General features: G+C 64.8%; 21 protein-coding genes and 1 tRNA gene. 14 read left to right on the top strand and 8 right to left on the bottom strand.

What is annotated here, in order from left to right; genetic code table 11:
- Positions 1-10 precede the first annotated feature (10 nt).
- Both ACYVGK_RS08905 and yidD read right to left on the bottom strand, forming a co-directional pair.
- Entirely contained in the window at positions 11-1,342 is a 1,332-nt protein-coding gene (locus tag ACYVGK_RS08905) for a dihydroorotase (RefSeq protein ID WP_460733006.1), read from the bottom strand.
- Positions 1,327-1,563 carry a membrane protein insertion efficiency factor YidD gene (yidD, locus tag ACYVGK_RS08900; RefSeq protein WP_460733457.1) on the bottom strand — a complete coding sequence of 79 codons (237 nt, stop codon included), beginning with the start codon at positions 1,561-1,563 and terminating at the stop codon, positions 1,327-1,329. The genes ACYVGK_RS08905 and yidD overlap by 16 nt, the downstream gene beginning before the upstream one ends.
- Before the next feature lie 327 nt (positions 1,564-1,890).
- Here yidD and dksA point away from each other — a divergent pair, with 327 nt between their 5' ends.
- Positions 1,891-2,988 (top strand): RNA polymerase-binding protein DksA, encoded by a 1,098-nt coding sequence (gene dksA / locus ACYVGK_RS08895; RefSeq protein WP_460733005.1) that lies wholly within the window; start codon positions 1,891-1,893, stop codon positions 2,986-2,988.
- A gap of 70 nt (positions 2,989-3,058) precedes the next feature.
- On the opposite strand, the gene ACYVGK_RS08890 is transcribed toward dksA, so the two are convergent.
- The 4 genes from ACYVGK_RS08890 to cysS all read right to left on the bottom strand — a co-directional run bounded on the left by ACYVGK_RS08890 (position 3,059) and on the right by cysS (position 7,116).
- A complete protein-coding gene (locus ACYVGK_RS08890; protein ID WP_460733004.1) occupies positions 3,059-3,700 on the bottom strand; it encodes a CDGSH iron-sulfur domain-containing protein in 642 nt (213 codons plus the stop codon).
- 65 nt (positions 3,701-3,765) lie between these two features.
- Positions 3,766-5,028 (bottom strand): MFS transporter, encoded by a 1,263-nt coding sequence (locus tag ACYVGK_RS08885; protein WP_460733003.1) that lies wholly within the window; start codon positions 5,026-5,028, stop codon positions 3,766-3,768.
- Positions 5,025-5,462 (bottom strand): SufE family protein, encoded by a 438-nt coding sequence (locus ACYVGK_RS08880; RefSeq protein ID WP_460733002.1) that lies wholly within the window; start codon positions 5,460-5,462, stop codon positions 5,025-5,027. The genes ACYVGK_RS08885 and ACYVGK_RS08880 overlap by 4 nt, the downstream gene beginning before the upstream one ends.
- A gap of 286 nt (positions 5,463-5,748) precedes the next feature.
- Positions 5,749-7,116 carry a cysteine--tRNA ligase gene (cysS, locus tag ACYVGK_RS08875; protein ID WP_460733001.1) on the bottom strand — a complete coding sequence of 456 codons (1,368 nt, stop codon included), beginning with the start codon at positions 7,114-7,116 and terminating at the stop codon, positions 5,749-5,751.
- Between the two features lie 108 nt (positions 7,117-7,224).
- Here cysS and ACYVGK_RS08870 point away from each other — a divergent pair, with 108 nt between their 5' ends.
- The 11 genes from ACYVGK_RS08870 (at position 7,225) to ACYVGK_RS08820 (ending at position 18,535) form a co-directional block, all read left to right on the top strand.
- A complete protein-coding gene (locus ACYVGK_RS08870) occupies positions 7,225-7,662 on the top strand; it encodes a hypothetical protein (RefSeq protein WP_460733000.1) in 438 nt (145 codons plus the stop codon).
- Between the two features lie 312 nt (positions 7,663-7,974).
- Positions 7,975-8,982, top strand: a complete 1,008-nt coding sequence (locus tag ACYVGK_RS08865; RefSeq protein WP_460732999.1) for an N-acetylornithine carbamoyltransferase — start codon at positions 7,975-7,977, stop codon at positions 8,980-8,982.
- A 67-nt stretch (positions 8,983-9,049) separates the two neighbouring features.
- Positions 9,050-10,243, top strand: coding sequence for an argininosuccinate synthase (locus ACYVGK_RS08860; RefSeq protein WP_460732998.1), 1,194 nt, complete (start codon positions 9,050-9,052; stop codon positions 10,241-10,243).
- Positions 10,244-10,253: 10 nt separating this feature from the next.
- On the top strand, positions 10,254-10,685 hold the full coding sequence (locus ACYVGK_RS08855; RefSeq protein ID WP_460732997.1) for a GNAT family N-acetyltransferase: 432 nt from the start codon (positions 10,254-10,256) through the stop codon (positions 10,683-10,685).
- Entirely contained in the window at positions 10,682-11,776 is a 1,095-nt protein-coding gene (locus ACYVGK_RS08850; RefSeq protein ID WP_460732996.1) for an acetylornithine deacetylase, read from the top strand. Before ACYVGK_RS08855 ends, ACYVGK_RS08850 begins: the two co-directional genes overlap by 4 nt.
- A 94-nt stretch (positions 11,777-11,870) precedes the next feature.
- Positions 11,871-13,178: an acetylglutamate kinase gene (locus ACYVGK_RS08845; protein WP_460733455.1), complete on the top strand. Its 1,308-nt coding sequence runs from the start codon at positions 11,871-11,873 to the stop codon at positions 13,176-13,178.
- Between the two features lie 7 nt (positions 13,179-13,185).
- Positions 13,186-13,791 (top strand): GNAT family N-acetyltransferase, encoded by a 606-nt coding sequence (locus tag ACYVGK_RS08840; RefSeq protein ID WP_460732995.1) that lies wholly within the window; start codon positions 13,186-13,188, stop codon positions 13,789-13,791.
- Entirely contained in the window at positions 13,784-14,728 is a 945-nt protein-coding gene (gene argC / locus ACYVGK_RS08835; RefSeq protein WP_460732994.1) for an N-acetyl-gamma-glutamyl-phosphate reductase, read from the top strand. Before ACYVGK_RS08840 ends, argC begins: the two co-directional genes overlap by 8 nt.
- 95 nt (positions 14,729-14,823) lie before the next feature.
- Positions 14,824-16,113 (top strand): argininosuccinate lyase, encoded by a 1,290-nt coding sequence (argH, locus tag ACYVGK_RS08830; protein WP_460732993.1) that lies wholly within the window; start codon positions 14,824-14,826, stop codon positions 16,111-16,113.
- Entirely contained in the window at positions 16,110-17,255 is a 1,146-nt protein-coding gene (gene proB / locus ACYVGK_RS08825) for a glutamate 5-kinase (RefSeq protein ID WP_460732992.1), read from the top strand. Before argH ends, proB begins: the two co-directional genes overlap by 4 nt.
- Positions 17,252-18,535, top strand: coding sequence for a glutamate-5-semialdehyde dehydrogenase (locus ACYVGK_RS08820; protein WP_460732991.1), 1,284 nt, complete (start codon positions 17,252-17,254; stop codon positions 18,533-18,535). Before proB ends, ACYVGK_RS08820 begins: the two co-directional genes overlap by 4 nt.
- 173 nt (positions 18,536-18,708) lie before the next feature.
- Here the strand turns inward: ACYVGK_RS08820 and ACYVGK_RS08815 are convergent.
- Positions 18,709-18,785, bottom strand: a tRNA-Pro gene (locus ACYVGK_RS08815).
- A 178-nt stretch (positions 18,786-18,963) separates the two neighbouring features.
- On the opposite strand from ACYVGK_RS08815, the gene hisS reads away from it, so the two are divergent.
- Positions 18,964-20,352 (top strand): histidine--tRNA ligase, encoded by a 1,389-nt coding sequence (gene hisS, locus ACYVGK_RS08810; protein ID WP_460732990.1) that lies wholly within the window; start codon positions 18,964-18,966, stop codon positions 20,350-20,352.
- On the top strand, positions 20,349-22,235 hold the full coding sequence (locus ACYVGK_RS08805) for an HAL/PAL/TAL family ammonia-lyase (RefSeq protein WP_460732989.1): 1,887 nt from the start codon (positions 20,349-20,351) through the stop codon (positions 22,233-22,235). The genes hisS and ACYVGK_RS08805 overlap by 4 nt, the downstream gene beginning before the upstream one ends.
- Positions 22,236-22,366: 131 nt before the next feature.
- Here the strand turns inward: ACYVGK_RS08805 and ACYVGK_RS08800 are convergent, their stop codons facing one another.
- A complete protein-coding gene (locus ACYVGK_RS08800; RefSeq protein ID WP_460732988.1) occupies positions 22,367-24,145 on the bottom strand; it encodes a sensor domain-containing diguanylate cyclase in 1,779 nt (592 codons plus the stop codon).
- Positions 24,146-24,273 lie beyond the last annotated feature (128 nt).

The raw sequence follows: 24,273 nt of genomic DNA, 5'->3' as shown, positions 1-24,273 counted from the left end.
ATCAGTCGCCTCAACGATCGAACTCCAGGCGCTGGCCCATCGCATCACCGACCAGCTGATGCCCATCCCAGGCCAGCACGCCGTTGACCCAGGTCGAGGCGATGCGCGAATGGAACGTCGTGCCTTCGAACGGCGACCAGCCGCACTTGGACAGGACGTCGTCGGCGTGCACGGTCATCGGCACGTCGTCGATCAGCACCAGGTCGGCCGCGTAGCCTTCGCGCAGGAAGCCGCGGTTCTTCACGTTGAACAGCTTGGCTGGCGCATGCGCGAACTTCTGCACGACCTGGGCCGTGGTCAGGCGGCCTTCGTGTACCAGCTCCAGCGCCGCGACCAACGCGTACTGCACCAGCGGCAGACCCGAGGGGGCGGAAATGTAGGGCTTGGCCTTTTCCTCGATCGTATGCGGCGCATGGTCGGTGGCCAGTACGTCGATGACATCGTTCGCCAATGCTGCGATCAGGGCCTCGCGATCGGAGGCGTCCTTGATCGCCGGATTGCACTTGATCTTGTTGCCCAGACGCTCGTAGTCGGCGCGATCGAAGCGCAGGAAATGGATGCAGGTCTCCGCCGTGATCCGCTTGCCCTCGATCGGGCCCGGATCGAACAGGGCGAGTTCGTCGGCGGTACTGATGTGCAGCACGTGCAGGCGGGTGCCGTGCCTGCGCGCCAATGCGATCGCCAGCTCGGTCGACTTCTTGCAGGCCTCGCGCGAGCGGATGTCAGGATGGCAGGAGGGCGGAATCGCGTCGCCGTACTTCGCCTTGTAGCGGGCCATCTCGGCCTCGATCATCGGCGTGTCTTCGCAATGCGTGATGATCGGAGTCGGCACGTCGCGGAAGATGGCGTCGAGGGTCTCCGGGTTGTCGACCAGCATGTTGCCGGTGGAGGCGCCCATGAAGACCTTGACCCCCGGCGCGCTGCGCGGGTCGAGAGTGCGGATCGCCTCCAGGTTGTCGTTGCTCGCGCCCAGGTAGAAGCCGTAGTTGCCCCAGGCCCGGCCGTGGGCGCGGCGGTACTTGTCTTCGAGTGCGTCCCTGTCCAGGGTGGGCGGCGAGGTGTTGGGCATGTCCATGAAGGTGGTCAGGCCGCCGGCCACCGCAGCCGCCGATTCGGTCGCGATATCCGCCTTGTATTCCATGCCCGGTTCGCGGAAATGGACCTGGTCGTCGATCATGCCCGGCAGAAGTCGACGGCCATTGGCGTCGACGACGGTTTCATTGGTGCGCGCGTGCAGGCCTGTGCCGATCTGGGCGATTCGTCCGCCTTCGATGCGCAGGTCGCCGTCGAATTCGAGTCCTTCGTTGACCAGGCGGGCGTTGACGATCAGTGTCGATGACATTCGGCGTTCCTATCGGAGCATGGTCCATTGAGAGACGGTACGGGGTCGTATCCGCCGGGATGCAGGGGATGGCAGCGCGCCAGCCGCCGAGCCGCCAGCCAGCTGCCTTTGATCGCGCCGAAGCGCGAAATGGCTTCCATCGCGTAGACGGAGCAAGTGGGATGGAAGCGGCAGGCTGGCCCCAGCAGGGGGCTGATCCAGCGCTTGTAACCTCGCAGCATCAGGATGAGCAGGCGACCTATCACGATTCCTTCATGCCTACAGGCAGTTACTGGCGAGAATGCAATTCAGGGCCTTGAATGGGCCCTTTTCGCCGCTTCCTCAAGGGAAAAACCGCACATCGAAGTGCGGTTGCCGCGGTAGCCGGGGCAGGGTATAACAGCGCGCTTTCCAGATACAGGGTCACGCTGCAGGGGCTGACGAAAGGCGCATTGCTTTTTTCAGCCGCGACCCCAACTCTGGCCGTCCGGATCGAACTGCGAGCTGTTCCGGCAAACCGTGCAGTTGGTTCGAGCCGATCATTCGAAGGAACAGAGGACACGCCGCTCGTGGCAGCAAAGAAACCCGCGAAGAAGGCCGCCAAGGCCACCAAGAAGCCGGCTGCCAAGGCCGCCCCGAAGAAGTCCGCGGCAAAGAAGCCTGTTGCCAAGCCGGCGGCCAAGAAAGCAGCTCCTGCCAAGAAGGCCGCAGTAAAGAAGCCGGCCCCGGTCAAGAAGCCTGTTGCCAAGAAGGCGGCTCCCGCCAAGAAGCCTGCGCCGGTAGCCAAGAAGGCTGCACCTGCGAAGCCCGCCGCCACGAAGACTGCACCGACGAAGGTCGCGCCGACCAAGGCTGCTGCACCGTCGAAGGCTGCACCGCCCAAGAAACCTGCTGTCGCTCCCACCAAGAGCGCAGTTACCAAGAGCACCCCGGTCAAGGCCGCGCCGGCACCCGTCGTCGCCAAGCCTGCCACCGTGGTGAAGAAACCGGCGCCCCGTCCGGCAACCAAGACGGCCCCGGTTCCTGCTGCTCCCGCTCCGGCGAAGGCAGCAGCTCCGGCCAAGCCGCACGCGAGCAAATCAGAAACAGTGAAAAATGCACCCACCGGAGCGTCGGCCGCCATGCCGTCGCGCCCCACACCGCCGCAGCGCCCGGCCGGCAAAGTTGCCGTGGCCGTCGTCGCCAGCAAGGACAAGGCCCCGGCCCCGCGCGGCAAGGTCAAGATCGTGGACTACAAGACTGACGAGGCCACTGGCCGTCCGATCGTCCCGAAGGGCTACGTGCCTTCGTCGGACGAGGAGTACATGAGCCCGCTGCAACTCGAATACTTCCGCCAGCGCCTGCTCAAGTGGCGTGGGGATCTGGTCGAGGAATCCAAGCAGACCATCGAGAACCTCAAGGACGAAGTGCGCGACGTCGGCGACGAAGCCGAACGCGCCACCCGTGAAACCGAGAACTCGCTGGAACTGCGCACCCGCGACCGCTACCGCAAGCTGATCAGCAAGATCGACAGCACGCTCAAGCGCGTGGATTCGGGCGATTACGGTTTCTGCGTCGACACCGGCGAAGAAATCGGTCTGGAGCGCCTGGAAGCCCGTCTCACCGCCGAGCGCACGATCGATGCGCAGGAGCGTTGGGAACACCTGCAGAAGCAGATGGGCGACTAAGTCCTGGCTTCATTGCAGTAACAAGAAACCCCGCTTCGGCGGGGTTTTTTGTTGGTCGGGGAGGGGGGTGTCAGGCGCCCTCTGCCTCGAACCCGACTTTGCGATGCGAGCCGTCGCAATACGGCTTGTTCTTCGACTGCCCGCAGCGGCACAGCCAGGTTTCGGTCACCCGATCGATGGTGTGGCCGGTGCCACTGACGATTTCCAGGTTGCCGGTTACCTTCAGCGGGCCGTTCTTCTGCGGCTCCACTGCGAGCGCGCCGTCGCGGGCGGCGAGGGGCTGCGATTCCTTGGGCGCACGCTCGCCACTGGCGACGAAGCCGCCTTCTGCATGGCTGTTGTCGCAGAACGGCTTGTGCTTCGACAGGCCGCAGCGGCACAGCGTCGCGCGCAGGCCTTCATCCTTGCCGGCGATCTGCAGCGGTGCGTTGAAGGCGAGCGGGCCGTTTTCGCGCAGATGCACCAGGTTCACGATCGGCAGCGGCTCCTCTGGGCCACCGTCCAGGCGTTCGTAGCGGATCGCGCCCGATGGGCACATGCGCGCAATCAGCGCGACTTCCTCGGGGGAGACGGCATCGGGATGAATCCATTCGCCTTCGACATTCGGCACGAAGACGTCGGGATGATTCAGCACGCAGTTGCGCGAGTGGATGCAGCGGGCGCCATCGAAATGGATGACGACCTTCTTGCCGCGAACGGTTTCGGTTCCCATGCCCCTCTCCCTGGTGGACGGGATCGAGTCTACGCCGAACGCATGTGGCCGGCGGCGGATTCAGGCTAGTGCAGCTCGCGCAGGTCGAGTCGGCGCAGACGTGGGGCGAGGCGGGCGGTCGAGGCGACCACCAGCAAGGTCATGCACCCGCCGAAAATCACCGATGGGACCAGGCCGAGCAGGCGCGCCGCGACGCCGGATTCGAACGCGCCCAGTTCATTCGACGAACCGATGAAGATGCCGTTGATAGACGACACGCGCCCGCGCATGTGGTCGGGCGTGGCCAGTTGCAGGATCGTCGAACGCAGCACGACCGACACGCCGTCGCACATGCCCGACATCATCAGCAGCAGGGCCGAAAGCCACAGCTGCCGCGACAACGCGAAACCGATGATGCACAGCCCGAAGCCCGCCACCGCGATCAGCAGCACGCGTCCGGCATGCCGTTGCAATGGATGCCGGGCGAGGTACAACCCGATCAGCACGGCGCCAGCGGCGGGGGAGGCACGCAGCAAGCCCAACGCTTCCGGCCCGTAGTGCAGGATTTCCTTGATGAAAGCCGGCAGCAGCGCCACGGCGCCGCCGAACAGCACCGAGAACATGTCGAGCGCCTGTGCAGCCAGCACGACCTGGGTGTTGAAGACGAAGCGCAGGCCCTCGCCGATGCTTTTGAACACCGGGGCGCGTTCGGTCGGCAGCGGCGGTTCGGTTACGCGCAGGGTGATGACTGCGATGGCCGCGGCAACCGCGAAGACCGCCGCCACCAGATACGCCGAAGTCTTGCCGCCCCAGGCGACCAGTACGCCGCCCAATGCGGGACCCAGTACCAACCCGGCCTGCATCACCACGCTGCTGATGCCCGCACCGCGCGGATACTGCTCGCGCTTGAGCACACGCGCGAGCAGCGACATGTACACCGGCGCGAAGAACACGCGCACCATGCCGTTGACCGCGATGGCGGCGTAGATCGTGATCGTTTCGAAGCGCCCGAAGCCGGCCGGCAGCACGCCTGCGGCCACACCCGCAAGCACCAGGGTAGTTGCCGACAATCCCAGGCACGCCGCCATCCCGAGCCGGCGACGTGGCAGATGGTCGACCGCATAGCCCGCGAACAGTGCGAAGCAGAAGTAGGGAATGACTTCGGCCAGTCCGATCAGGCCGAGCGCCAGCGCGTCGCTGGTGAGTTCGTAGATGTGCCAGCCGACGGTGACCGTGACGACCTGGTAGGACAGCAATGCCAGCAGGCGGTAGCCCAGCAGGCCAGTGAAGCCGCGGTCGCGCAGCAACGTGGAAACGCCGGCGGGTTCGCCTGTGGCCGTATCGCTCACGATGCCTGTTGCGCCCGGTCGCGGATGAAGCCGAGCAGTGCCATCAGGCCGTTGCTGCGCGTCGGCGACAGATGCTTGGCCAGGCCGATCTCGGCGATGTAGTCCGGCTCGGTGGCCAAGATCTCCTGCGCGCTACGGCCGGAGTACACCCGCAACGCCAGATAGATGAGACCGGAGACGATCGCCGAGTCGCTGATCGCCTGGAAATCCAGTCGGTCGGCGTCGCCCGAGCCCACGATCCACACCATCGACTGGCAGCCATGCAGGCGGTGTTCCTCGGTCTTCCACGCATCGGGGAAGTCCGGAAGCTTGCGGCCCAGGTCGATCAGGTACTGGTAGCGCTCGGACCAGTCGCTGAAGAAGGCGAACTCGTCGCGGATGGCGCCCTGGGCGTCGCTGGCGCTGGTTTCGAGGGGGAAGGTGGAAGCATCCATGGCGCGATTTTACCGCGTGGACTGCCACGCCAGCCTTGCCGTCCTCGGCATTACACCGTGTCGCCGACGGAAGTTCACAACCCGGCCAGGCCTTGTAGAGCGGAGCTTGCTCCGCTGCCCTGGGCCTTCGTAGATCCGAGCCTGCTCGGATCGCTTTTGAGTGGGGTGAGCGCAGCGGGCAGGCCCGGCGCTACGAAGCGTGTATTCGCCCCGGTAAGCATCCGCGGCAAGGCAGCGGAGCAAGCTCCGCTCTACAAAAAGCGTGGGTCAGCTTGCCGCTGGCCAGTTAACCCCGCTTCCAGCGCGCGCCCTGCGGCGTGTCTTCGAGCAGGATGCCTTCGCCAGCCAACTGATCACGGATCGCGTCGGCGCGGGCGAAATCGCGGGCCTTCTTGGCGGCCACGCGCTCGTCGATCAAACCCTGGATGCGGGCGTCGTCGTCGCTGCTGGCGCCGCGGGAGAACCACGCCGCCGGATCCTGCTGCAGCAGGCCCAGGGCCAGGCCGGCACCCAGCAATTCGGTCTTCAGACGCAGGCGGTCGTCGGCGGATTCGGCCTTGCGTGCCTCACCGGCGATGCGGGCGATCTCGGCGAGTGCCGCCGGGGTGTTGAGGTCGTCGTCCAGCGCGGCTTCGACGCTGCCGGGAATCTGCGCGGCGGCTTCGACATCGGCCAGGTCGCGCAGGGTGCCGTACAGACGGTCCAGTGTCCGGATGCTCTGTTCGATCAGGCCGTCCGACCATTCCAGCGGCTGCCGGTATTGCGCGGAGAGCAAGGCGTAGCGCAGGGCTTCCGGCGGATGGGCGCGCACCAGATCGTGGATCTTCTCGATGTTGCCGATCGACTTGCTCATCTTCGCGCCGCCGAAGTTGAGCATGCCGTTGTGCAGCCAGTAACGGGCGAAGACGCGGCCGCCGTGGGCGCACTCGCTCTGCGCGATCTCGTTCTCGTGGTGCGGGAACTGCAGGTCGACGCCGCCGGCGTGGATGTCGATGCTTTCACCCAGGTGGGCGGCGGCCATCGCCGAGCATTCGATGTGCCAGCCCGGGCGGCCGCGGCCCCAGGGCGAGTCCCAGCCGGGCAGGTCGTCGGTGGATGGCTTCCAGAGCACGAAGTCGCCCGGCTCGCGCTTGTACGGGGCGACTTCGACACGGGCACCGGCGAGCATTTCGTCCGGGTCGCGACGCGATAGCTTGCCGTAGCCCTCGAAGCTCGATACCGAGAACAGCACGTGATTTTCCGCCGCATAGGCGTGACCGTTCGCGATCAGCTGCTCGATCATCGCGACGATCTGCGGGATATGCGTGGTGACTTCCGGTTCGATGTCCGGCGGCGCGATGCCCAGCGCGGCCATGTCTTCACGGTATGCGGTGGCGAACTTGCCGGTGATCACCGAGATCGGCACGCCCTGTTCGCGGGCGGCCTTGTTGATCTTGTCGTCGACGTCGGTGATGTTGCGTGCATACCGCACCTCGCCGTAGCGGCGGCGCAGAAGATTGGCCAGTACGCCGAACACGACATACGGACGCGCATTGCCGATATGCACGTAGTTGTAGACCGTCGGCCCGCAGACATACATGGTCACGCGCGACGGATCCTGGGGCGCGAAAGGTTCGACGCGACGCGTCAGGCTGTTGAAAAGGTTGAGGCTCATGGGCTTCACCGCGAAGATTGCCGACAATTCTAGCGGCCTAAAGCCGGGATTCAGGGCTTGCGGGCGTCTGTCGCCTACAATCCCTTGGCCTGATCGAACCCGAGTGCGATGACCCGTCTCCGCCTGTTGCTGTCCATTCTCCTGACCTGCCTGGCCTTTTCGGCCGGTCCGGTCGCCGCGCAGCACACGGTCATCCAGCAGGAAAACGTGCGTTTCGACTACGCACAGGTGCTGCGGGTCACTCCCGTTTACCAGACCCTGACGGCCACGCGCACCGAGCAGCGTTGTGAGCCCGCGCGCGACAAGTCGCGTCTTTCCCGCGCAGTCGGTGCCATCAAGGATGTCCTGCGACGGGACGACAGCAAGGACAGTGCCAATTGCCAGGCCGTGCCGGTCGAGCGTGAATTTCGCCGCCCGATCGCCTACGACGTCGACTATGTCTACAAGGGCGCCAAGTTCCGCTCGCGGCTAGCCGAGGATCCGGGCAATCGCCTGCGCATCCGCATCTCGATCACCCCGGCCATACCGGGCGCGGCTTCGCCCTGACCGTTCCTTAGCCGCGTATTCGCCCTATATATCCGATCGTCATGGCCTCCCGGTTGCGCCCCGGGGCCCACCGTGCGAGCATTCGCGCCCTCATGAAGACCCTTCGCGCCGACGCCGATGTGATGACCTCCGCCTGGATGGCGGCGGGCATGACCTCGCGCGCGCGCCGACCGTACCCGCCATTCCTGGTTGGGTGACGCGTAGCGCCATTGGTTCGAACGATGGCATGACACACGAAAAGCCCAGCCTACGCGCTGGGCTTTTTTGCTTTTCCGGCCCAGCGACTCACCCGATTCGTACTTGGAGACCGTGATGAAGCCGTACAAGCACTTCTTGAATACCCAGGATTGGTCCCGCCCGGACCTCGACGCCCTGCTGACCCAGGCCGCAATGTTCAAGCGCACCAAGTTCGGCGACGAACTCAAGGGCAAGTCGATCGCCCTGGTGTTCTTCAATCCGTCGATGCGCACCCGCACCAGCTTCGAACTGGGTACCTTCCAGCTTGGGGGCCACGCCATCGTGCTGCAGCCGGGCAAGGATGCGTGGCCGATCGAATTCGACCTCGGCACCGTGATGGACGGCGACACCGAGGAGCACATCAAGGAAGTCGCGCAGGTGCTGGGCCGCTATGTCGATCTGATCGGCGTGCGCGCGTTCCCGAAATTCATCGACTGGAAGTACGACCGCGAGGACATCGTTCTCAAGTCGTTTGCCAAGTACTCGCCGGTGCCGGTGATCAACATGGAAACGATCACCCATCCGTGCCAGGAGCTGGCGCACATCCTCGCGCTCCAGGAACACTTCGGCACCACCGACTTGCGCGGCAAGAAGTACGTGCTGACCTGGACCTACCACCCCAAGCCGCTCAACACGGCGGTGGCGAATTCGGCGCTGACGATCGCCACGCGCATGGGCATGGACGTGACCCTGCTGTGCCCGACACCCGATTACATCCTCGATGAGCGCTACATGGGCTGGGCCGAGCAGAACGTCGCCGAAAGCGGCGGTTCGCTCGCCGTGAGCCACGACATCGAGAGCGCCTATCGCGGCGCCGACGTGGTCTACGCCAAAAGCTGGGGCGCGCTGCCGTTCTTCGGCAACTGGGGTCCCGAGAAGCCCATCCGCGACCAGTTCAAGCACTTCATGGTCGACGAGCAGAAGATGGCGCTGACTAATAACGGCGTCTTCAGCCACTGCCTGCCGTTGCGCCGCAACGTGAAGGCCACCGATGCGGTGATGGACTCGCCGCAATGCATCGCCATCAACGAAGCCGAGAATCGCCTGCATGTGCAGAAGGCGATCATGGCGGCGTTGGTGTAACGCGCCTCGATCACACTCATTCCCCACACAGCGGCGGGTCAAGACCCGCCCTACGAGAAACAAGCAAATGGCCAACAAAGACATCGTCCTCGCCTTCTCCGGCGGCCTCGACACCAGCTTCTGCGTTCCCTACCTGCAGGAGCGCGGCTGGAACGTGCACACCGTGTTCGCCGACACCGGCGGTGTCGATGCGGAAGAGCGCGATTTCATCGAGAAGCGCGCTGCCGAACTCGGCGTGGCTTCGCACGTCACCGTCGATGGTGGTCCCGCGATCTGGGAAGGCTTCGTCAAGCCGTTCGTGTGGGCGGGCGAGGGCTACCAGGGCCAGTACCCGCTGCTGGTTTCCGACCGCTATCTGATCGTCGATGCCGCGCTGCGTCGCTGCGCGGAGCTCGGCACCAAGGCGATCGCACACGGTTGCACCGGCATGGGTAACGACCAGGTTCGTTTCGATCTCGCGGTGAAGGCGCTCGGCGATTACGAGATCGTCGCCCCGATCCGTGAAATCCAGAAGGAACACACCGAGGTCCGCGCCTACGAGCAGAAGTACCTGGAAGAACGCGGCTTCGGCGTGCGCGCGAAGCAGAAGGCGTACACGATCAACGAGAATCTGCTGGGTCTGACCATGTCCGGTGGCGAGATCGACCGCTGGCAGGCCCCGGGCGAGGGTGCGCGTGGCTGGTGCAAGCCGCGTGCCGAATGGCCGGCGGAAGCGCTGCGCGTCAAGGTGAGCTTCGTCAATGGCGAAGCGGTCGCGCTCAACGGCGAGAAGATGGAAGGCCACACGTTGCTGGCCCGGCTCAACTCGCTGTTCGCGGCGTACGGCGTCGGTCGCGGCATCTACACCGGCGACACCACCATCGGGCTCAAGGGTCGCATCATCTTCGAAGCTCCGGGCCTGATCTCGCTGCTCACGGCGCACCGCGCGCTGGAAGAAGCCGTGCTCAGTAAGCAGCAGAACCGCTTCAAGCCGGAGGTGGCGCGCAAGTGGGTCGAGCTGGTGTACGAAGGCTTCTTCCACGATCCGCTCAAGACCGATCTGGAAGCCTTCCTCGCCTCCAGCCAGTCCACCGTGACCGGTGACGTCGTGCTGGAAACGCAGGGCGGCGTGGTGAATGCGGTTGCCATCGAGTCCAAGCACATCCTCAACGCGAAGGGCGCTACCTACGCGCAGGCGGCGGACTGGGGCGTGGCCGAGGCCGAAGGCTTCATCAAGCTCTTCGGCATGAGCAGCACGCTCTGGGCTGAAGTGAATCGCTGAGGATTTTGCGATGAACGAACTGCGCATCAGTACCGATCCGGCACGGCTGGATATCCCGCTGATCCATCGTTTCCTGTCGACCCAGTCGACGTGGGCGCAAGGGATCGGTGAGGAGCTGGTGCGTCGTTCGATCGCGAACTCGCTGTGCTTCGGTGGCTATATCGCTGGCCAACAAGTGGCATTCGCGCGGGTCGTCACCGATCGTGCGACGTTCGCCAATCTGGTCGATGTCTTCGTCCTGCCCGAATGCCGCGGCCTTGGCTTCAGTAAGCAATTGATGGATGCGGTCATGACCCATCCGGACTTGCAGGGCCTGCGCCGCTTCACGCTTGCGACTGGTGATGCGCACGGCCTTTACGCCCGCTACGGCTTCCTTGCGCCCTCGCGCCCCAAGACACTCATGGAGAAACACGTGCCCGATATTTATGTGGTGACCGCATGACGGATTTGCTTGCCAAGACGCTCCAGCATCTGGAAGCGCTGGTGTCGTACGACACCCGCAACCCGCCGCGCGAGATCACGACCGGGGGCATCTTCGACTACCTGCGCTCGCAGCTCGCTGGTTTCCGCGTGGAAGTCACCGACCACGGCGCCGGTGCGGTCTCGTTGTTGGCAGTGCGGGGCAATCCGAAGCGCCTGTTCAACGTGCATCTCGACACCGTTCCGTCGTCGGAAGCGTGGTCGGCGAATCCGTTGAAGCTGCGTCTGACCAGCGATCGTGCGATCGGCCTGGGCGCCTGCGACATCAAGGGCGCGGCGGCTGGACTTGTCGCGGCCGCGGCGGTCACGCAGGGCGATGCGGCCTTCCTTTTCAGTACCGACGAGGAGGCCAATGACGCGCGCTGCATCGCTTCGTTTCTCGCCACGGACCACGGGTTCAGCGAAGTCATCGTGGCCGAGCCGACCCTATGCGAGGCGGTGCTCGCGCACCGCGGCATCAGCTCGGTGTTGATGAAGTTCCGCGGCCATGCCGGTCATGCTTCCGGCGCCGATGCGTTGCACACCAGCGCACTGCACAACGCCATGCGTTGGGGTAACGCGGCGCTGGAATTCGTCGAGTCACAGTCGCACCAGCGCTTCGGTGGCCTGACCGGGCTGCGATTCAACATCGGCCGCGTCGAAGGCGGGATCAAGGCGAACATGATCGCGCCGAGTGCCGAAGTGCGTTTCGGCTTCCGCCCGCTGCCGTCGATGCCGATCGACGCGCTGCACGAAAACTTCCGTTCGCTGCGCGGTTCGGCGGCGATCGATTCGTACCAGGAAACTTTCCACGGCCCGTCACTGCCTGCCGGTAGCATCGCTGGCGCCGAGCAGCGTCGTCTCGCCGCGCGCGATCTTGCCGATGCGTTGGAACTGCCCATCGGCAACGCGGTGGATTTCTGGACCGAGGCTTCGCTGTTCTCCGCCGCGGGTCTGACTGCATTGGTCTACGGTCCCGGCGACATTGCCCAGGCCCATACCGCCGACGAGTGGGTCGCGCTGGACCAGCTGGCCACCGCCGTTTCCACTTATCAGCGTCTGTTGAGCCAGTGAGTAGATGAGCGCCCAACCGAACACCACCGCATTCGTGCCCATCAATGCAGCATCGCAAATCCGCCCGAACCAGTACGCCGAGCTCCGACCGACCATGACCGACATGCGCAATACGATCGTCCGACTGCTGTCCAACATGGCCAGCGCGAAGGAGATCCAGCAATACCTCAAGCGTTTCTCGCAGGTCGACGCGTCCCGCTTCGCCGTGGTCAAGGTCGGCGGCGCGGTGCTGCGCGACGACATGGATGCGCTGGTGTCCTCGCTCGCGTTCCTGCAGCAGGTCGGCCTGACCCCGATCGTGGTCCATGGCGCAGGTCCGCAGCTCGACGAAGAGATGAAGAAGGCGGGCATCGAGAAGCGCACGATCAACAACCTGCGTGTGACCGATGGTCCGGTGCTGGCCGTGGTGCGCCGCGTGATGCGCGAGGAGAACCTCAAGCTGGTCGAGGCGCTGCAGGCGCAGGGTGTGCGCGCGACGTCGATCCAGTCAGGCGTGTTCGAGGCCGAATTCCTCGACCGCAACGTCTATGAGCTGGTCGGCAAGGTCAACCGCGTTGATACCGACGGCATTCAGGCCGCGATCAAGGTCGGTTCGATTCCGGTCATCGCCTCGCTGGCGGAAACCGCCGACGGCCAGATCGTCAACGTCAATGCCGACTGGGCCGCGAACGAACTGATCAAGACCCTGCAGCCGTACAAGATCGTGTTCCTGACCGGTACCGGCGGCTTGCTCGACGAGGACGGCAAGGTGATCGATTCGATCAACCTGTCGACCGAGTACGAGCACCTGATCGCGCAGCCTTGGATCAATGGCGGCATGCGCGTGAAGATCGAGCAGATCAAGGATCTGCTCGATGTCCTGCCGCTGTCCTCGTCGGTGTCGATCACCCGGCCGGCGGAACTGGCGAAGGAGCTGTTCACCCATCGAGGCTCCGGCACGCTGGTGCGGCGCGGCGAGCGGGTCATCAGCGTCGACGGCTGGGACCAGCTCGACCTGGAGCGGCTGCGCGGCCTGATCGAATCCGCATTCGGTCGCATCCTGCTGCCCGACTACTTTCAGCACACCAAGCTGCGCCGCGCTTACGTCAGCGAAAACTATCGTGCGGCGGTGATCCTCACCGACGAAGGTGGCTTCACGTACCTGGACAAGTTCGCGGTGCTGGACGAAGCGCAGGGCGAAGGCCTCGGTCGTGCCGTATGGCAGGTGATGCGCGATGAGAACCCGCGGCTGTTCTGGCGTTCACGTCGCGGCAATCCGGTCAATGCGTTCTATTTCGCCGAGAGCGACGGTTGCATCAAGGAAGAGAAGTGGAAGGTGTTCTGGTACGGGCTCAACAGCTTCGACGAGATCGCCCATTGCGTCGAGCATTGCCGTACGCGGCCTCCGACCCTCAAGGACTGACATGAACATGGAACGCGCTACTGATCCCTGGCAGCAAGTACCGCATCTGCGTGGCGAGCACGCGACGCTGGAGCCTTTGCGGCCCGAGCACGCTCAAGGTCTGCGCGACGCATTGGCCGACGGCCGCTTGTGGGAACTGTGGTACACGAGCGTGCCGGAGCCCGAGGCGGTCGATGCCTATATCGCCGGTGCGCTTGCAGCGCAGACGAGCGGCGAATGCCTGGTATTCGTCGTGCGCGCCGCCGGCGGCGAGATCGTGGGGACGACCCGGTACTACCAGTTGGACCGCCGGGTGCCGCGGCTGGCCATCGGCTATACGTGGTATGCCACGAAGGTGCACCGCAGCGGCCTCAACACGCAAGCCAAGCTGCTATTGCTGGAGCATGCGTTCGAGACCCTGGGTTGCGAAGCCGTAGCCTTCGAGACCAGCTGGTTCAATCAGACCTCCCGCGCCGCGATTGCCCGTCTGGGGGCGAAGCAGGACGGCGTGCTTCGCAATCACATGCGTCATCGCGACGGCACGCTGCGCGATACCGTGGTCTTTTCGATCACCGCCGGCGAATGGCCGACGGTGAAGCGTCATCTTCAAGGGAAGTTGCAGCGGCATGGCTAAGCGTATTGGCATCGTTGGCGCGCGCGGTTATGTCGGGACCGAACTGATCCGACTGGTCGCCGCGCATCCCCAACTCGAACTCGCGTTCGTGTCCTCGCGCGAGCGCGAAGGACAACTGCTGCGCGAGCACGAAGCGGGTTATGAGGGCGACCTGGCTTACGTGGCTTACGGTCCGGAGGCCGCGGCCGCGCAAGGCGTCGATGCACTCGTGCTGGCGTTGCCAAACGGGAAGGCTGCACCGTTTGTCGCGGTGGTGGATGCGGCTTCTCCCGACACCCTGGTGATCGATCTGTCGGCGGATTACCGCTTCGACGACGGCTGGTACTACGGCTTGCCGGAACTGACCCGCAGCCGGTACGACGGCCAGCGACGCATCAGCAATCCGGGTTGCTACGCCACGGCGATGCAGCTGGCGATAGCACCGATGCTGGCGGATGTCGAAGGCCCGATGCAATGCTTCGGCGTCTCCGGCTACTCCGGCGCGGGCACCACGCCGTCGGATAAGAACGACCCGGACAAGCTGCGCGACAACCTGATGCCGTATGCGCTCACCGGTCATGTGCACGAACGCGAAGTAACCCGGCAGCTCGGCCGCGCAGTGGAGTTCATGCCGCATGTCGCGCCACATTTCCGCGGTCTGACCATTACCGCCAATCTGCATCTGGCGCGCCCATTCACACGCGACGAAGCCGTTTCGCGCTATCGCGAGCGCTATGCAGACGAGCCGTTGGTCCGCGTGACCGAAGAAGCACCGTGGGTCAGTGCGATTGCCAATGCGCACCACGTCGACATCGGCGGCTTCTCGCTGTCCGAGGACGGTCGGCGTCTGGTCGTCGTCTCGACCGAGGACAACTTGCTCAAGGGCGCCGCGACACAGGCATTGCAGAACCTCAATCTCGCCTTCGGTTTCGACGAAACCGCGGGTATTCCGCTTTAAGCGCCGTAGGCTGGGTTGGCTTCACCAACCCAGCATTCGGATGACGAGCAACCTGCTGGGTTTATTGAGCCAACCCAGCCTACGGAAGAATGACAATGTCCGATCTGCTCTGGCAAAAACCCGGCGTCAAAGTCGACGCCCGCATCCAGACCTTCCTTGCCGGTGAGGACGTGATCCTCGATCGCGAATTCTTCCTCTTCGACATCGAGGCCAGCCGCGCGCACGCTGAAGGCCTGCAACAGATCGGCATCCTCGGCGCCGATGAACTCGGCGGCATCAAGCGTGAACTGGCGACGCTGGCAGACGACTATCGCGCCGGCCGCTTCGTGCTCGACGAACGCTATGAGGATTGCCATTCGGCGATCGAATCGCGCCTGATCGAACGTCTGGGCGACGCCGGCCGCCGCATCCACACCGGCCGCAGCCGCAACGATCAGATTCTCGTCGCCACGCGCTTGTGGTTGAAGGATCGCCTGGCCCGCGTCGCCGTGCTGTGCCGCGAGTCCGCGGAAGTGGCGCTGGCACGGGCAGAAGCCGAGGCTTCGTTGCCGCTGCCCGGCTACACGCATCTGCAGCGTGCCGTCGTGTCATCCGCGGGCATGTGGTGGGCGGCGTGGGCCGAAGGCTTCATCGACGATGCACTGCGAGCGCAACAGACGCTGGCCTGGGTCGATGCCAATCCGCTGGGCAGCGCCGCCGGTTACGGCGTCAACCTGCCGCTGGCACGCGATCACACCACACAGGCACTCGGCTTCGGTCGCCTGCAGGTGTCCGCCGCGTACGCGCAGCTGTCGCGCGGCAAGTTCGAGATGGCGGCGATCGAAGCACTGTCCTCGGCGCTGCTCGACCTGCGTCGACTCGCCTGGGACCTGAGCCTGTTCACCAGCGCCGAATTCGGCTTCGTTGCATTGCCGGCCGAATACACCACCGGCAGTTCAATCATGCCGAACAAGCGCAACCCCGACGTGATCGAGCTGATGCGCGCGACGTATTCCGCCGCGGCGGCCGCGCGCACCGAGATCGAGCAGCTGCTGTCGCTGCCGTCGGGTTATCACCGCGATCTGCAGTTCTCCAAGGGCGCGATCTTCCACGCCTTCAGCCGTGGCCTGGGTGCGCTGGAGTTGCTGCCCGACCTGCTACGCAATCTCGAATGGAGGCCCGATGCCATGCGCACCGCGCTCGATCCATCGATGTACGCCACCGATCTCGCCGTCGATCTGGCACGACAGGGCATGCCATTCCGCGATGCCTACAAGCAGGCCGCCGATCCGGCGCGTTGGGCGCAAGGCGATCCGCAGGCGAGTCTCACCGCGCGCGTATCGCCCGGCGCGGCAGCTGATCTGCGCCTGGGGGCGCTGCGAAGCCGCCTGGAGTCGTTGGGATGAATACGACACATCCCTTCGGCGAGCAGGTGTTGCCTGCATGGAAGCGTGCGGTTCTGAAAGTAGGAAGTAGCCTGCTGGCGGCGGACAATGGCGGTTTGTCCGATCGCTTTGCCAAGGGGTTGGCGGATTTTGTGGCCCAGGCGCGTGCGCAGGGCAGGGAAGTGGTCATCGTGTCGTCCGGCGCGGTCGCAGCTGGGCGTGGCGTGCTGCATACCGAAGCCGCAGGCCTGACGCAGAGGCAGGCGTTGGCCGCGCTGGGGCAGACGCACGTGATCGGTCTATGGCAGCGACTGTTCGATGTTCCCGTCGCACAGGTTCTGCTCAGTCACGATGATCTGCGCAACCGGCGCCGCTACCTCAATGCCCGCGCCACGCTACGCGAGCTGTTGCGGCTCGACGTGGTGCCGGTGATCAACGAGAACGACACGGTCGCCGTCGACGAACTCAAGCTGGGCGATAACGACAACCTGGCTGCGGTGGTCGCGGCGCTGGTCGAAGCCGACCTGCTGCTGATTGCCACCGATATTCCCGGTCTTTACAGCGGCCATCCAGTGCATGACCCGCAGGCGCGCCCCGTTCCACGTGTCGACGCCATCACGCCCGACATCGTCCGCATGGCCGCGGGCGAAGCCGGCGCGCTCGGCACCGGTGGCATGCGGACCAAACTGGAAGCGGCGAGTAAGGCGGCGGCCGCGAGCATCGGCACGGTGCTGTTCTGCGGCCGCGACGCGCAGACTGTTGCGCAGCTCGCGAACGACCGCCTGCACGGCACCTTCATCGACGCTCACGGCGACCGACTGATCGCACGCAAGCTGTGGTTGCGCCACGCGCCCGCGGGCTTGCATGCGTTGCGCGTGGACGCCGGTGCCGCGCGTGCGCTTGCCGCGCAGGGCGCGTCGCTGCTGCCGGGCGGCGTGGTGATGGTGGAGGGTGAATTCGGTCGCGGTGATCTGGTCGAAATCCGCGGTAATGATGGCGATCAAGTGATCGCCCGTGGTTTGGCTCAGTACAACTCCACCGACCTGCGCCGGATCGCCGGTCGACACAGTCGCGACATCGAATCCATCCTCGGTTACCGCTACGGTGAAGCCGTGATCCATCGCGACGATCTCGTGCTGCTACCGCAGGAGCGCGCCGCATGAGCGCCACCGCACATTCCGGCTATGTTCGCGCATTGGCAGAGCGTGCCCGTGAAGCCGCTCGCGTGATCGCCGCGGCAGATTCGGTGCAACGGCAGCAGATGATCGAAGCGATGGCCGATGCCGTCGAAGCCGACGCTCAAGCAATCCTGTCAGCCAACGCCGGCGATCTTGAGCGTGCTCGCGCCTCGGGTACGACTGGCGCGATGCTCGATCGTCTCACCCTCGACCCAAAGCGTCTGGCTGGCATCGTCGCCGCGCTCCGCGAAATTGCCACGTTGCCCGATCCCGTCGGCCAGGTCACCCGCAGCGAGGTGCGTCCCAATGGCCTGCGCATCGAACGCATCCGCGTGCCGCTGGGCGTGATCGCCATGATCTATGAGGCACGGCCCAACGTGACCGCGGACGCCGCGGCGCTGTGCCTCAAGGCCGGCAATGCGGTGATCCTGCGCGGCGGCTCGGAGGCACTGGGCAGCAATCGCGCCATCGCCGCCAGCCTGCACCGCGCCCTGCGCGAATGTGGATTGCCGCCGGATGCACTGGTGCTGATCGAGGACACGGCGCGCGAGCACGTGCTGGAACTGTTGCAGCTCAACGACCTGATCGACCTCGCCATCCCGCGCGGCGGCGAGAGTCTGATCCGTTTCGTCGTCGAGCACGCCCGCGTGCCGGTGATCAAGCACTACAAAGGCGTGTGCCACCTGTATGTGGATGCCGCCGCGGATCTCGCGCGGGCCACGCGCCTGCTGCTCGACGGCAAGGCTTCGCGTCCCGGCGTGTGCAACGCGCTGGAGACCCTACTGGTGCATCGCGACGTGGCCGATGCCTTCCTGCCCGATGCATTGGCGGTGCTGGCGACGCGCGGAGTCGAAGTGCGCGGTTGCGAACGCACGCAGGCGTACTCGCCGGTCGTGAATCCGGCCAGCGAGGCCGACTACGACGCCGAATACCTCGACCTGATCATCGCCGTGCGCATGGTCGACAGCCTCCAGGACGCATTGGCGCACATCGCCCGCTATGGCTCGGACCACACCGAGGTGATCGTCAGCGACGATCCGACGGCGGCCGAAGCATTCGTTCGCGGCACCCGCAGCTCGGCGGTCATGGTGAACGCGTCCTCCCGCTTCAACGACGGCGGTGAACTGGGATTGGGCGCGGAGATCGGCATTTCCACCACGCGTCTGCACGCCTACGGCCCGATGGGGCTGGAATCGCTGACGATCGAGCGCTTCCTGGTGCGGGGCGAGGGCCACGTGCGGCATCCGGATTTGCTGAACGGCTGATCCGGGCGGTAAATCCGCGGGAATAGAGCGCTGATTTCGGGGCTCTTGTAGAGCGGAGCTTGCTCCGCTGCTCTCGGAGGAGCCTGCGAGAAAGGCAGCGGAGCAAGCTCCGCTCTACAAGGCGACCAGAACGAAAAAAGCCGGCACTAGGCCGGCTTTTTCGTGAATCTTTTTGGTCGGGGAGACAGGATTCGAACCTGCGACCTCTACGTCCCGAACGTAGCGCTCTACCAGACTGAGCTACACCCCGACAGCGGAGCTCGGCATTCTAATGGCGACTTTGAGTTCCGGCAAGTGGTCAGATGCCATTACAACGAAACGGGGGCGTCCCGAGCGACCGCCAGTTAAACTGTGGCGTCGCGCATCAGCGCCGGGACTTATTCCCGAAAGCCCCGATTTTTCGGGACCACAGATACTGGAGCACCCGCTTGATCAAGCCTCGCACCCCGCCTGGGGTCATGGAGCTGTTGCCTCCTGACCAGGTTGCCTTCCAGCGCATGCTGGATGTGATCCGCCGCAATTACGAACGTTTCGGCTTCCTGCCGGTGGAAACGCCGGTGATGGAGCTGTCCGAGGTCCTGCTGACCAAGTCCGGCGGCGAGACCGAGCGGCAGGTGTATTTCGTGCAGTCGACCGGCACCCTGCAGAAGGCCGAGTCCGGTCTGCCAGAACTGGCCCTGCGCTTCGACCTCACTGTGCCGCTGGCGCGCTACGTGGCCGAACACGAGCACGAACTCGCATTCCCGTTCCGTCGCTACCAGATGCAACGCGTCTATCGCGGTGAACGAAATGCGCGCGGTCGTTACCGCGAGTTCTACCAGTGCGATGTTGACGTGATCGGCAAAGATTCGCTCAGCGTCCGCTTCGATGCCGAGATTCCGGCTGTCATCTATTCGGTGTTCTCCGAACTGGATATCGGCGCCTTCACCATCCAGATGAACAACCGCAAGCTGATGCGCGGGTTCTTCGAGGCGCAGGGCGTTGCCGATGGTGAGCTACAGGCACTGGTGCTGCGTGAAGTCGACAAGCTCGACAAGCGCGGCGAAGAGCACGTGCGCGAAACGCTGACGGGCGAGGGCTTCAATCTCTCGGCCGAAGCCGTGGATCGCATCATGGCCTTCGTGAAGGTGCGTTCAACCTCGCACGCCGATGCGTTGGCACAGCTGGCTGCGCTGGGTGAGGGTAACGACGCCCTGCGCGAAGGCGTAGCCGAGCTGCGCGAAGTGCTGGAGCTGGTCCGCGCCATGGGTGTGCCCGAAACGCACTACGCGCTGAACTTCTCCATCGCGCGTGGTCTGGACTACTACACCGGCACGGTCTACGAGACCACGCTCAACGACTTCCCGCAGTTGGGTTCGATCTGCTCGGGTGGCCGCTACGAGGACCTCGCCAGCCACTACACGAAGTCGAAGCTGCCGGGTGTGGGAATCTCCATCGGCCTGACCCGCCTGTTCTTCCAGCTTCGTGAAGCCGGCCTACTCGGCGCTGCCGTAGGCAGCACCGTGCAGGTGCTGGTGACGCAGATGGATGCTGCGCACCTGCCGAACTGTCTCGGTGTCGCTTCGGACCTGCGCCGCGCCGGTTTCAACACCGAAGTGGTGATGGAACCGAGCAAGCTGGCCAAGCAGTTCAAGTACGCCGATCGCGCGGGCATCCGCTTCGTGATCGTGCTGGGCGAGGATGAGATCGCCAACGGCACGGTCACGGTAAAGGACCTGCGCCGCGAAGATCAGTTCACCATCAACCGCCACGAACTCGTGAGCGCCTTGCGCGTGGAACTCGCGCAGGCCGAGGTATTGCAGGGCACACACGCATGAAATCCATTCGCCTCGATGGGCGCTCGCTGACGCGGGCGCAACTGGTCGCGGTCGCGCACGGCGCGACGGTAGAGCTGGCCGCCGAACAACTGCCGGCCGTGCAGCGCGCCGCCGACTTCCTCGCCGAACAGGCGCGCCGCGAAGAACCGATCTACGGCGTCAACACCGGCTTCGGCAGCAATGCCGACAAGCTCCTGGGCGCACACCGCATGCGCGACCGCCTGCCGGGCGCGGAAGCCAACGCCGAAACGCTGCACGAAGAACTGCAGCGCAACCTGATCGTTACCCATGCGGTATGCGTGGGCGAAGCGTTCTCCGCGGAAGTCGTGCGCGCGATGCTGTGCATCCGCATCAACACGCTGATGCGCGGACACTCCGGAATTCGCGTCGAGACGCTGCAGGCGCTGACTGCAATGCTGGACGCCGACGTGGTGCCGGTGGTGCCGCAGCTGGGTTCGGTGGGTGCATCGGGCGACCTCGCGCCGTTGTCGCACCTGGCCATCGTGCTGCTGGGCGGTGGCGAAGCCTTCTTCAAGGGCGAGCGTCTCCCGGGCGGCGAAGCCCTGAAGCGCGCTGGCCTGCAGCCGGTGAAGCTGTCGTACAAGGAAGGCCTGGCGCTCAACAACGGCACCGCGCAGATGCTCGCAACCGGCGTGCTCGCGCTGGCCAAGCTCGAAGCGCTCGTGGAAACCGCCGATCTCGCCGCGGCAATGACGATCGACGCCTTCGCCGGCCGCCTCGGTGCCTTCGCTGAAGAAGTGCATGCGCTGCGTCCGCATCCGGGTCAGGTCGAAACCGCGGCGAACCTGCGTCGTCTGCTCGAAGGTTCGACCCTCAGCGATATCGCATACCACCTGGTACCGCGTTTCCGTCAGTGGCAGCCGGAGAGCTGGGATACCGCTGAATCGCAGAAGCTGCGCTTTGACATCGGCTGGGATTGGGTGCCGTTCACCCAGCGCCATGGTCGCGAAAAGTTCTATCAGCGCTTCCGCCCGTTCCGCGGCGGCAAGAAGCACCAACCGCAGGACAGCTACTCGCTGCGCTGCATTCCGCAGGTACACGGCGCGGTGCGTGACGCACTGGCGCAGGCCGCACGCGTGCTCGACATCGAGCTCAATGCGCTGACCGACAACCCGATCGTGTTCCCGGATGCGAAGGCCGAGTTCGTCGAGCAACAGGTGATTTCCGCCGGTCACTTCCACGGCATGCCGCTCGCGCTGGCGATGAGCTACGTGAAGGCCGCGATCCCGGTGCTGGCAAGCATCTCCGAGCGTCGTCTCAACAAGCTCGTCGATGCCGCGACCAATGACGGTCTGCCGGGCTTCCTGATCGGTAACGAAGACGGCACCGAATCGGGTCACATGATCGTGCAGTACACCGCGGCGGCGATCGTCAACGATCTGTCCAGCCGTGCGATGCCGGCGTCGGTGTATTCGATTCCGACCAGCGCGAATGCAGAAGACCACGTGTCGATGGGCGCCAACGAGGCGCGTCATGTGCTCGCGATGGCCGACGATCTGGGCAAGGTGATTGCGCTGGAGCTCTACACGGCCGCGCAGGCGCTGGATCTGCGCCGTGACATGATCCATGCCGCGCAATCGTTGGCCGCGCGCACCGATGCCGAAGGCTTGGCGGCGAAGATCGCGGGTGCGCCGGCAGCCGATAGCAGCGACCGTGCCGGATTCCTTGGCGAAGTAGAAGGCTTGCGTGCCGAACTGGCCAATACCGAAACCTTCCATCCGGGTGCGGCCGTGGCACGTGCACATGCCGCGCTGCGCGAACAACTGCCGTTCCTCGCGTGCGACCGCGCGCTCGATGGCGAAGTCGCCACCGCCGTGCGTCTGGTCAAGGAAGGCGTGTTGCTCGCGGCTGCCCGCGGCTGACGCAGGGCGGGCCTTGGTCCGCCTCGTAATGATTGATTTAGGTGCCTGACGTAGGCTGGGTTGGCTCCATCAACCCAGCTGAAGATCACGGCGTTGGTGCGGGGTTGGTAAAGCCAGCCCAGCCTACGCCGCTACACAGCCAGCATCGCCGAGGTCCGCACGCAGTCGCGACCGTCGGCCTTGGCGCGATAGAGCGCGTCGTCGGCGATCTGCAGCGCGGTTTCCGCGCCGCCCTTCATGTCGGTATTCACTACGTGCACGCCGAAGCTGGCGGTCACCTTGATCGCCGTGCCCTGACAGCGGAACGGTTCGGCGCGCAGTCGCAAACGCAATTCCTCGGCCACGCCCGCGGCGGATTCCAGATCCATGCCGGGCAGGGCGACCACGAATTCCTCGCCACCGAATCGTGCCAGCAGCGCGTTGTGCTGCCGCAATGTTTGCCCGATTACACCCGCGGCCCAGCGCAGGCATTCGTCGCCGACGAGGTGGCCGTGGCGGTCGTTGATCTGCTTGAAGTGATCGAGGTCGATCATCAGTAGCGACAACCGCCGCCCGCTACGCGCCTGCGACAGCAGGCCTTCGAAGCCTTCGCGGAAATAGGCGCGGTTGTGCAGGCCGGTCAGGCCGTCGCGCTGGCTGGATTCACGCAGACGCGCGTGCGCGTCGGCGAGCTGGTTGAGTGCGTTGCTCAGTTCGGAGGTGCGCTGGGCCACCTTCTGTTCGAGCTGATCGCGCGATTCGCGGATGATGCGTTCGTTCTCGGTGCGTAGCGCCGAGTAGCGATAACCCAAACCGATCGACAGCAGCAGCATTTCCAGCGCCGAACCGATTTCTTTGCCGTATTCGGTGAAGAACGCCTTCTGCACGAGCCCGAACGCCAGCGCCGTGAACATCCCGGTGCCGAGCAGGAACATCGCCCATGCCAACAGGAAGATCACCGCCGGCTTGTAACCGCGCCGTGTGATGACCAGGCCCAGCGTCGCCACCCAGGTGATGCTGAGGAATACCGTGCCTGACGCAATCGGTGTCGACAGGTGATAGGGCAACTGCGTCGAAGCCAGTCCCAACACGACATAGAACGCGATGATTCCGAGGCTGACGCGGTCGCCCAGACGCCAGCGTTCTTGGAGGCCCAGGAACGTGCGGGTGAATTGCTGCATGCCGATCTGGGACAGACAGATCGAAAGCGGCACCGACTTGTCCGCCAGCCAGGTCGAGCCCGGCCACAGGTATTCGAAGCCCAATCCGTTCAGCGTGAACAACACCAGCCCGAACGCGCTGATATGCAGTAGGTACCAGAAATAGCTCGCGTCGCGCAGCGTCAGCCACAACACCATGTTGTAGAAGAACAGCGCCAGCAGGATGCCGTAGTAGACGCCCATGCCCAGCTGCGCATCGCGCGACATCTCGGTGAAGGCGCGCTGCGTGTACAGCGCCAGCGGCACCTGCATGGAGCTTTGGCTCTGCACTCGCACGAATACATCCACGGGCTGTTCGCGCGGCACGTCGATCAGGAAGTTCGGGTGCCGGTAACGGATGCTGCGCCCCTGGCTGAAGGGCAGGGTGTCGCCGCCTCTCCAGTGCTGGATACGGCCATCCGCGTAGTTCGCGTACACGTCGATGTTGTCGCTCAGCGCGTATTGCTGGACGAGAAGCCAGCGCTGTTCCGGGGAGGCGCGATTGAGCAGACGGACGTGGAACCAATAGGCGCCAGGCTGGAAGCCGAAGGCGGCGCTGTCGTCGGGAAGCCGCAGGAACTGGCCGTCGGCGAGTCGGTGTGCGATCTGTTTGGGTGACTCCTGCGCCGCGACGTCGTGGTAGTAGCGCACATAAGGCGACAGCGCGACACGCGACGTGTCGGCGCCCAGGATCACGGTGTCACTCGCCCGAGCGGGTAGGACAGCGGCCATCAGCAGCCATCCCAGGCAGATTGCCAGCAGTGTCCGTGCGATCCCCATCCGATCCCCCGGTACCGGCCAGCGGCCCCGACCTGGCAGGCAGTGTACTTCAGGCCTTCGCGGGCATCGGGGCGCCGATG

Source organism: Lysobacter tyrosinilyticus (assembly GCF_054779815.1).
This window is presented reverse-complemented; position numbering and strand designations above follow the sequence as displayed.